This is a genomic window from Chryseobacterium sp. MP_3.2 (genome assembly GCF_035984805.1).
In the GTDB taxonomy this organism is placed as follows: domain Bacteria; phylum Bacteroidota; class Bacteroidia; order Flavobacteriales; family Weeksellaceae; genus Kaistella.
The window spans coordinates 1-2,600 of sequence record NZ_JAXCHW010000020.1 but is presented as its reverse complement, the minus strand read 5'-3'; the positions used below and the strand labels follow the sequence as shown (position 1 = coordinate 2,600).

Here is a 2,600-nt window from a genome sequence, read left to right as displayed (position 1 = left end):
TGGAAAAAACGCTCAAATTGACCACCAATTTTCGGAGCAAATTGACCACCTGTTCCGGAGTAAACTGACCACCAAGATTCGGAGCAAATTGACCACCTGGATTTTGGTTGATTTTTTCGGGTAAAAACGATTAATTTTTTCATGTTGTTAGCACCATAAATTCGTATAAAAAATACGGATTATGGCCAATAAAACAACAGACATGAGTAAAATTAGAAAAGTCCTTAAATTTTATAGCAACGGAAAGAGTAAGTTGTTTATCAGCAACTATTTATCACTTTCCAGAAATACCGTAAAGAAGTACATTTCGTTATTTGAAGTTCTTGGATTAAGTTTTGAGATCATCAACGAAAAGACAGACGCAGAACTGGAACTTTTGTTTTCCCAAACTACGGAGGAATCCGTGAGTCCTAAATTACAGACTCTGCAGGATTATTTTCCGGTGATGGAACGGGAATTAAAAAAGGTGGGAGTCACTATTTACCGAACCTGGGAGCAGTATATCGCTTTGTATCCCGAAGGTTTTCAGATCACCCAATTCAGGCATCATTACAAAATATGGGTAAAACGGGTGAATCCTGTGATGCACATGAATCACAAAGCGGGTGATAAAATGTATATCGATTACGCTGGGAAAACCCTCTCTATTATCGATAAAAAAAGTGGTGAGATTAAAACCGTACAATTTTTTGTCGCCATCCTGGGAGCGAGCCAGTATACGTATGCAGAAGCCTCGATGAGTCAGCAAAAGGAAGATTTTGTACGTTCGGTAGAAAATGCGATGCACTATTTTCAGGGCGTTCCTGCGGCAATTGTTCCAGATAATTTAAAATCGGCAGTCATCAAAAGCAGTCGTTTTGAACCAACCATTAATGAAACTTTTGCTGATTTTGCGGAGCATTACGGTACTACTATTTTACCCGCCAGAGTTTATAAGCCCAGAGATAAATCTTTGGTAGAGGGTGCTGTGAAGATTTTGTATCGAAGGATTTATGCCCATTTAAAAGAAATCCCATTTTATTCCTTAGCAGAATTAAACCATCAAGTATGGGATTTATTAGAAACTCATAACAATAACAAACTCACGGCGCGTCCTTACTCCCGCAAAGAACTGTTTTTAGAAGACGAAAAGCAAAAACTCCGTCCGCTTCCAGAAGCGCATTTTGAGATCAAATACCAGTCGCATGCAACGGTGATGATGAATGGTCACGTTCTTTTGAGCCAGGACAAAAATTATTACAGCGTTCCGTATCAATATCTGAAGAAGAAAGTCAAACTTTTATATACGTCATCTGCCGTAGAAATCTATCATAAATACAATAGGATTGCGATTCATATGCGCAATTACAAACCTTATGTATATACCACCAATGCTGAACATTTAGCCAGTACCCATCAATTTGTGGCAGATTGGAGTCCTTCACGGTTTATTGATTGGGCAACCAAAATTGATCCTATTATCGGGGATTATATCATCCAAATTATTGAGAGCAGAAATCATCCCGAACAAGCCTATAAAAGTTGTTTGGGAATATTGAACTTCGAAAAAAAGGTAGGTAGAGAGCGATTGATCAATGCCTGTAAACGCGCCCTTGATTTTAAAATTTACAGCTTTAAAACCATTCAGAAAATTTTAGAAAACAATTTAGATCAAATAGACTTTGACCAAAAAGAAGAAACCCAGCAGCAACTTCCAGTCCATGGGAATATTCGAGGGAAACAGTATTACAACTAGAAGTTAGAAGTTAGAAGTTAGCAACATTATCATTTTAATTAAATCATCATTAAATCAAATTAAATTTTAAAAATTATGAACGAACCTACCGTTACAAAAATGAAGCAAATGAAGCTTTACGGCATGCATAATGCCTTTAAAACCGCAATTGAAAGCGGGAAAACAGATTATTACACGCTCGATGAGTTTGTCTCCATGCTGATCGATGCAGAATGGGATGAGCGCCACAATAGGCGCATCGAAAGAAGCATCAAAAACGCGCGTTTTCATTACAAAGCCAACATCGAAAGCCTTAATTTTGAGCAGTCCCGAAACCTCGACCGAAATCTCGTGTTGCGCTTGGCAGGATGTGAATTTGTAGAAAAAAATGAGAACATTTTAATCACTGGAAGCACGGGTGTGGGCAAAAGTTATTTAGGAACCGCATTAGGTTATCAGGCATGTATAGAGGGTTTTAAGGTGAGTTATTTTAACACCACCAAGTTATTTGCTAAATTGAAAATGGCAAAAGCAGATGGTTCTTATCTTCGGGAATTGGCCAAAATACAACGCCAAGAAGTGATTATACTGGATGATTTCGGACTCCAGGCATTAGACAGTCAAAACAGAATAATGCTTTTAGAACTCATAGAAGACCGTCATAATAACGGTTCTATCATTGTAACCTCTCAAATACCAGTTCAGGGATGGTATGATATCATTGGCGAAAAAACCATCGCTGATGCTATTTTGGATCGGCTAATCCACCAGTCTCACCGCCTGGAACTTAAAGGCGAATCGATGCGTAAAAAAAGAGGAATAAATAAAGCCGAAAATTAATTATATTTGAATACAAATTAGCGCATGAAAAACAGTCGTTTTACCA

General features: G+C 37.9%; 2 protein-coding genes. Both read left to right on the top strand.

Features of this window, described 5'->3' with window-relative positions; all coding sequences use genetic code 11:
- Positions 1–181 precede the first annotated feature (181 nt).
- Positions 182–1,735, top strand: coding sequence for an IS21 family transposase (istA, locus tag RCH13_RS13900; protein ID WP_326987850.1), 1,554 nt, complete (start codon positions 182–184; stop codon positions 1,733–1,735).
- Positions 1,736–1,810: 75 nt separating this feature from the next.
- Positions 1,811–2,554: an IS21-like element helper ATPase IstB gene (gene istB / locus RCH13_RS13895; RefSeq protein WP_326987849.1), complete on the top strand. Its 744-nt coding sequence runs from the start codon at positions 1,811–1,813 to the stop codon at positions 2,552–2,554.
- Positions 2,555–2,600: the final 46 nt, after the last annotated feature.

Bases quoted from the DNA above. Each gene is read 5' to 3' on its own strand.
- istA (WP_326987850.1), top strand. From the start codon at position 182: ATGGCCAATAAAACAACAGACATGAGTAAAATTAGAAAAGTCCTTAAA.
- istB (WP_326987849.1), top strand. From the start codon at position 1,811: ATGAACGAACCTACCGTTACAAAAATGAAGCAAATGAAGCTTTACGGC.